Annotated in this window: 6 protein-coding genes; 3 read left to right on the top strand and 3 right to left on the bottom strand. The window is 63.7% G+C overall.

Annotated elements, in window-relative coordinates; genetic code table 11:
• Window positions 1-15: 15 nt before the first annotated feature.
• On the top strand, window positions 16-951 hold the full coding sequence (gene mutT1, locus BST27_RS23115; RefSeq protein WP_069421933.1) for an 8-oxo-(d)GTP phosphatase MutT1: 936 nt from the start codon (window positions 16-18) through the stop codon (window positions 949-951).
• Window positions 952-1,011: 60 nt separating this feature from the next.
• On the opposite strand, the gene BST27_RS23120 is transcribed toward mutT1, so the two are convergent.
• From BST27_RS23120 to leuC, 3 genes are all read right to left on the bottom strand, one after another.
• Complete coding sequence (locus tag BST27_RS23120) at window positions 1,012-1,665, bottom strand: HU family DNA-binding protein (protein WP_069421934.1); 654 nt, start codon at window positions 1,663-1,665, stop codon at window positions 1,012-1,014.
• Window positions 1,666-1,878: 213 nt separating this feature from the next.
• On the bottom strand, window positions 1,879-2,475 hold the full coding sequence (leuD, locus tag BST27_RS23125) for a 3-isopropylmalate dehydratase small subunit (protein WP_069421935.1): 597 nt from the start codon (window positions 2,473-2,475) through the stop codon (window positions 1,879-1,881).
• 55 nt (window positions 2,476-2,530) lie between these two features.
• Window positions 2,531-3,934, bottom strand: a complete 1,404-nt coding sequence (gene leuC / locus BST27_RS23130; protein ID WP_069421936.1) for a 3-isopropylmalate dehydratase large subunit — start codon at window positions 3,932-3,934, stop codon at window positions 2,531-2,533.
• Between the two features lie 79 nt (window positions 3,935-4,013).
• Between leuC and BST27_RS23135 the strand changes: the two genes are divergently transcribed.
• Together BST27_RS23135 and BST27_RS23140 are read left to right on the top strand one after the other, a co-directional pair.
• Window positions 4,014-4,715 carry an IclR family transcriptional regulator gene (locus BST27_RS23135; RefSeq protein WP_069421937.1) on the top strand — a complete coding sequence of 234 codons (702 nt, stop codon included), beginning with the start codon at window positions 4,014-4,016 and terminating at the stop codon, window positions 4,713-4,715.
• Between the two features lie 294 nt (window positions 4,716-5,009).
• Window positions 5,010-5,927, top strand: coding sequence for an IclR family transcriptional regulator (locus BST27_RS23140; protein ID WP_069421938.1), 918 nt, complete (start codon window positions 5,010-5,012; stop codon window positions 5,925-5,927).
• Window positions 5,928-6,457: the final 530 nt, after the last annotated feature.

The following is a 6,457-nucleotide window of genomic DNA, read 5'->3' on the forward strand; positions in this document are numbered from 1 at the left end:
CTTGCAGGAGTTGAGGTGTCGATCCAGAACTCGTCGGCCCGACGGTGCTCGGAAGGCCGGATTGTGTATGCCGCAGGCGCGGTATTGTGGCGGCACGCCAAGGGTAAGACCGTCGAGGTCGCCCTGATCCACCGGCCGCGTTATGACGACTGGTCGCTGCCCAAGGGCAAGGTGGACCCGGGTGAGACCGCGCCGGTGACAGCAGTGCGCGAGATACTCGAGGAGACCGGGCACAACGCGCACCTTGGCCGTCGGCTCGCCACCGTGACGTACCCGGTCGACCAAGGCGTCAAGAAAGTCCACTATTGGGCCGCGCGCAGTACCGGCGGAATCTTCACCCCCGGTGATGAAGTCGATGAACTGGTCTGGCTGCCGGTTGCCGACGCAATGAAAACGCTCGAATACCCGCAAGACCGAAAGGTTCTGCGCCGGTTCACCAAACATCCCGCCGACACGAAAACGGTGTTGATAGTCCGACACGGCACCGCAGGCAGCAAAGCACGTTTCCGCGGCGATGACACCAAACGGCCGCTGGACAAGAAGGGCCGTGCGCAGGCGGAGGCGCTGGTCGGCCAGTTGCTGGCGTTCGGCGCCACCGACGTCTATTCGGCCGACCGCGTGCGCTGTTATCAGACGGTGGAACCGCTAGCCGCGGAACTCGGTGTGGCAATTCGCGACGAGCCCAGCCTCAGCGAAGAGGCCTATGCGAAGAACCCAAAACGCGGCCGGCATCGGGTTCTGCAAATCGCCGCCCGCAAAGGCACCCCGGTTATCTGCTCCCAGGGCAAGGTAATTCCTGACCTGATCGCCTGGTGGGCGGAACGCGACGGTGTACTCCCGGACAAAGCTCGCAACCTCAAAGGCAGTACGTGGGTGATGTCGCTGGCGAACGACCGACTCATTGCGGCCGATCACATCGGTGGCGCGTTGGCCGGCAAAGTGCGGTCATAACACGCAAATACCCTTCGGTGGCATCGCTGCCACCCGAAGGGTATTTGCGTTTGCGTCGACTTACTTGCGACCGCGGCGCGCGCTCGTGGCCTTCTTGGCCGGAGCCTTCTTGGCCGGAGCCTTGCTTGCGGCCTTCTTGGCCGGAGCCTTCGTCGCAGCCTTTTTCGCCGTGGTCTTGGTCGCGGCCTTCTTGGCGGGAGCCTTGGTCGCGGCCTTCTTGGCGGGAGCCTTGGTCGCGGCCTTCTTGGCGGGAGCCTTGGTCGCGGCCTTCTTGGCCGGAGCCTTCGTCGCGGCCTTCTTGGCCGGAGCCTTGGTCGCGGCCTTCTTGGCCGGAGCCTTGGTCGCGGCCTTCTTCGCCGGAGCCTTCTTGGCCGCCTTCTTGGCGCCGCCAGCCGATACGCCGCGCTTGACTGCGGGCCCGTCAGCCGGGAGCTTTTGTGCGCCAGACACAACCGCTTTGAATTGGGCGCCCGGGCGGAAAGCCGGAACCGATGTCGGCTTCACCTTCACCGTCTCACCGGTACGCGGATTACGGGCCACACGAGCCGCGCGGCGACGCTGTTCGAAAACACCGAACCCGGTAATCGTGACGCTGTCGCCCTTGTGCACAGCGCGCACAATCGTGTCGACAATGTTCTCGACAGCGGCGGTCGCCTGTCGGCGGTCCGAGCCCAATTTCTGTGTGAGCACATCTATGAGCTCTGCTTTGTTCATCCAACCCTCCGAAGCAAGTGGTCCACGTTTTGGAACCGACTAGGGAACTACGGTAAACCCTTACCCAGCAAATTGCCAAGAGCCACGCGCAATTTCAGGACCGCGCAATCGGCATTTTGGGAATCCGATTGCCGCCCTTGACCGGTGGCGCGCCCTCAATATCGGCTTGGTTTAGGTGTGCTTCGGAAGGCTGTCAGGGCAGAATTGGACCCGTCAGGGGATGGGCAAAGTGCGCGGTTTCCAGTCCGGTCGCGCCGCCTCGAAAGCTTCGATTTCATCGAGTTTCCGCAGCGTAAGGCCTATATCGTCGAGACCCTCGAGCAGTCGCCACCGGGTGTGATCGTCAATCCTGAACGGCAGCACCGCTGTTCCCGCGGTGATATTTCGATCTTGAAGATTGGCAGTGATTTCCAGGCCCGGGCTCTGCTCGATGAGCTTCCAGAGAAGTTCGACACCGTCCTGGTCGACTTCGGCCGCCAGCAGGCCGGCCTTGCCTGCATTGCCGCGAAAGATGTCGCCGAATCGGGAGGAGATAACCACCCGGAAGCCGTAGTCCATGAGCGCCCAGACGGCGTGCTCTCGCGACGATCCGGTGCCGAAATCGGGTCCTGCGACCAACACTGAACCCCGGTCAAATGGGCTGAGATTTAGCACGAATGAGGGATCCGAGCGCCAACTCGCGAACAAGCCGTCCTCGAAACCCGTTCGGGTTACGCGCTTCAAGAAGGCCGCCGGAATGATCTGGTCGGTGTCGACATTGGACCTCCGCAGGGGCACTCCGATGCCGGTGTGGGTGTGAAAAGCTTCCATGTTCTGCCCGGTTCTTTCTCGTTCGGTCTCGTTCTTGGCCCTATTTGCCTGGGTTTCAATTCAAGTCAGCCGGCGCGGACAGCCTGCCGCGCACCGCGGTCGCGGCAGCAACCGCCGGCGACACCAAATGCGTACGGCCGCCTTTACCCTGCCGCCCTTCGAAGTTGCGGTTGGAAGTCGCCGCGCACCGCTCTCCGGGAGAGAGTTGATCGGGGTTCATCCCCAAGCACATCGAGCATCCCGCTTGCCGCCAGTCGGCACCTGCGGTGATAAAAATCTCACTGAGGCCTTCTTCTTCGGCCTGCGCCCGTACCCGCATGGAGCCCGGGACGATCAGCATTCGTACGCCGTCGGCGACCTTGCGACCGCGCAGCACCTCGGCCACCACCCGTAGGTCTTCGATACGACCGTTGGTACATGACCCGACGAACACGGCATCCACCGCGATATCGCGCATCGCGGTGCCCGGTCGAAGGTCCATGTACGCCAATGCCTTTTCAGCGGCCTGCCGTTCGGCGTCGTCGGTCATCAGCTCCGGATCCGGTACCGCACCCGCCAGCGGCACACCCTGGCCGGGATTTGTGCCCCAGGTCACGAAGGGACTCAGCGAGGCCGCGTCCAGGTACACCTCGGTGTCAAAGACCGCGTCGGGATCGCTGTGCAGTTGTTGCCAGTAGGCCAGTGCGGCGTCCCATTCGGCACCCTTGGGCGCGTGCGGACGGCCGCGGAGGTATTCGTAGGTGGTCTCATCCGGGGCCACCATGCCGGCGCGAGCACCGGCTTCGATGCTCATGTTGCAGATCGTCATCCGGCCTTCCATGGACAGCGATTCGATAGCGCTGCCCCGATATTCGATGACGTGCCCCTGTCCGCCGCCGGTGCCGATCTTGGCGATCAACGCAAGGATGATGTCTTTGGCCGATACGCCGGCGGGCAATTGACCGTCCACATTGACCGCCATCGTCTTGAACGGCCGCAGTGGCAACGTCTGGGTGGCCAGCACGTGCTCGACCTCAGAAGTGCCGATTCCCATTGCGATTGCACCGAAAGCGCCATGGGTCGAGGTGTGGCTGTCGCCACACACGATCGTCATTCCCGGCTGCGTCAGGCCCAGTTGCGGTCCGACGACATGGACGATGCCTTGCTCGATGTCACCCATGGGATGCAGGCGGACACCGAATTCCGCGCAGTTGCGGCGCAACGTCTCAACCTGTGTGCGAGAAATCACATCGGCGATCGGCTTGTCGATGTCGACGGTTGGGACGTTGTGGTCCTCAGTGGCGATCGTCAGGTCCGGCCGCCGCACCGGTCGCCCGGCTAACCGCAGACCGTCGAAAGCCTGTGGGCTGGTCACCTCGTGCACGAGGTGGAGATCGATGTAGATCAAGTCGGGTGCGCCGTCTTCACCGCGAACCACAACATGGTCGTCCCAAACCTTCTCAGCCAGCGTGCGCGCCATCTCTGCCTCACTTCGTTCCTTCGCGCCGCGCCGATCAATCAGGCTGTGATCTCAGAATGCGAGACGCTAGTATCTCTCTGTGAGACAGCATAGCGGTATCGGCGTCCTCGACAAAGCCGTCGTCGTATTGCACGCGATCGCGGAATCCCCCTGCGCACTAGCCGAACTGTGTGAGCGAACGGGCCTACCGCGGGCCACGACGTATCGATTGGCGGCCGCGCTCGAGGTCCACCGCCTGCTGGGGCGCGACGAAGCCGGCCGCTGGCATCTGGGGCCCGCAGTCAGCGAGCTTGCGGCCCACGTCACCGATCCGCTGCTGGCAGCCAGCGCGGAAGTGCTGTCTCAGTTGCGAGAGACCACCGGAGAAAGCGTGCAGTTGTACCGCCGCGAAGGGACCACACGAGTCTGTGTGGCCGCGTTGGAACCGTCGGCGGGGCTTCGCGATACGGTCCCGGTCGGGGCGCGGTTGCCGATGACGGCGGGCTCGGGGGCCAAAGTGCTCCTCGCCTACAGCGACACTGAAACCCAACAGGCGGTCTTGCCGTCAGCCACGTTCACCGACCGCGTGCTGGCCGAAGTGCGGCGACGCGGCTGGGCGCAAAGTGTGGCCGAGCGTGAACCGGGGGTGGCCAGTGTGTCCGCGCCGGTGCGCGATAGCCGTGGCACTGTGGTGGCGGCGATTTCGGTCTCCGGCCCCATAGACCGAATGGGGCGGCGTCCCGGGGCGCGTTGGGCCGCCGACCTGTTGGCCGCCGCCGACGCACTCACCCGCCGGCTCTAGCGGGAGGGCGCTGGGCTGAGCGCGATAAGGCTGGCTGGGTTGGCATCGAAGAACGGCGCGCGTGCGCGTCAGCGTATGGGAGCGCTACATCACCGCAAGCTCGGCCTGCCGTCTATGCCCGTCGGCGGCACCGCCCCCGCCGCCGGCCAGACCCGCCGAAAAACGTAAAAGTCCCCCACTTTCGTGGTGAAATGAATGACTTTACGTCTGCGCGGCATGATCGGGCGATGCCGAGTTAATTGACAAATATCTGACGTAGAATTGATGCATTTCTGACATTCGACGAGGAGCGAGATGCCCAAACCCCGCCCAGACGACGGCAGTCAGCGGCCCGGATCGCCGCCGACTGACCGAGTAGTGGCAGTCCTCGAAGTCCTGGCGACCCAGCACGAGCCGAGTTCGGTCGCGTCAATCGCCTCCCGACTGGAGCTCAACCGATCGACCGCGACATCGATCCTGCTCTCGCTTGAAAAGGCCGGGTGGGTGACTCGGCAGTCGGATCGCCGATACACCTTGGGGCCGGGGCTTATCGCCGTCGCCGATGCAGTGCACCAAGCGTTCCCCGTTTCATCCGATATCAGCCACACCCTCGAGGAATTGGCGCAACGCGCGGGTTGCGGAGCAACGCTGGCCTGGGTCGGTACCACTGACATGACCTTCCTCGCCAGCGTCCCCGGCAGGCGCAAGATGCCGGCCGGGGTCAGTGTCGGCCTCCGGTTGCCCGTAGGCGCGCCCGCCTGCGCGGCGGTGATCGCGCACCGCGATGCGCACGCACGCCGCGAGTGGCTGGACACGGCGAAGCCTGGTGATAAGCCCATCCTTGAGGATGTGCTGTCACAAATACATTCGAGCGGCGTGGCGGTTTACGGGTTGGGTGAGTCAGACCCAATGGTGCTTGACTTGCTTGGCGAGGTAGCCGAACTGCTGACGGAGAACCCGCAGCGCAGCTCGCTACGGCGGCGAATGTTCAGGTTGTTCTCCGAGCTCGCCCCAATCCCTTACACCGAAGAGCAACTCGCCTCTGAGCGGCCACTGTCAATCGGTTTCCTATCGGCTGCGGTATTCGCTGACGGCAAGGCAAGTTACGAGCTGCAGCTCGGGCCGTTGTTGCCGGAAGTCGGCCGATCGGAGCGTGACCGCTATATCAATGAGCTCCGCGCGACGGCGGACAAGCTCAGCACCGGCGCAAAGGCCTTGCACCGCAAGGGTTGACGATCGACCCCGGCAAGACCAGTGAACGCGGCTGTCCTTCGATCCGGCCGCACTCGTGGTGACAGCGGACAGGTCAGGCAAGGGTTGTCCTGCGGGTGCGAAGTTATAGAGGTAGAGCGCAACAACCGTTAGGCAGGGTTATTTCCCGCGGGCGAAGGTTCTGTTTCAGCCATTACCGTCGGCGAGGAACCAGTCGCCGATGGTGTCGACCCGCTCACCCAACAACCCGGCGGCCGCGTCGATGCCGTTGTGGCGCAACCCCAATCCTGACCAACCCGAGACCAGACAGCATCAGATGACTAAGCCCGACTCGACCAGCCGGCCGACAGTGCGTTCCCCAGACGGCCGGTGGCGTACGGGACTAACTCTGCGCCCGAACCGCTGTCGTTTGCGCAGCGGCCAACGACGGTTCGCCATCGAACCGCCGCACTAGCAGCGCCGTGGCCGCTAGGCTGATCACGCTCATCGAAATTCCTCAGGTGTGCCCGCTGAAAGTCCTCACCTGTGAGCAGGGCTCAGTGTAGTTGGTG

This window comes from Mycobacterium intermedium (genome assembly GCF_002086275.1).
Taxonomy (GTDB): Bacteria; Actinomycetota; Actinomycetes; order Mycobacteriales; family Mycobacteriaceae; genus Mycobacterium; species Mycobacterium intermedium.

What these genes read in the sequence shown, in the direction of transcription:
- BST27_RS23120 (WP_069421934.1), bottom strand. Translation starts at nt 1,665, where the DNA reads ATGAACAAAGCAGAGCTCATAGATGTGCTCACACAGAAATTGGGCTCG.
- leuD (WP_069421935.1), bottom strand. Translation starts at nt 2,475, where the DNA reads ATGGAAGCTTTTCACACCCACACCGGCATCGGAGTGCCCCTGCGGAGG.
- leuC (WP_069421936.1), bottom strand. Translation starts at nt 3,934, where the DNA reads ATGGCGCGCACGCTGGCTGAGAAGGTTTGGGACGACCATGTTGTGGTT.
- BST27_RS23140 (WP_069421938.1), top strand. Translation starts at nt 5,010, where the DNA reads ATGCCCAAACCCCGCCCAGACGACGGCAGTCAGCGGCCCGGATCGCCG.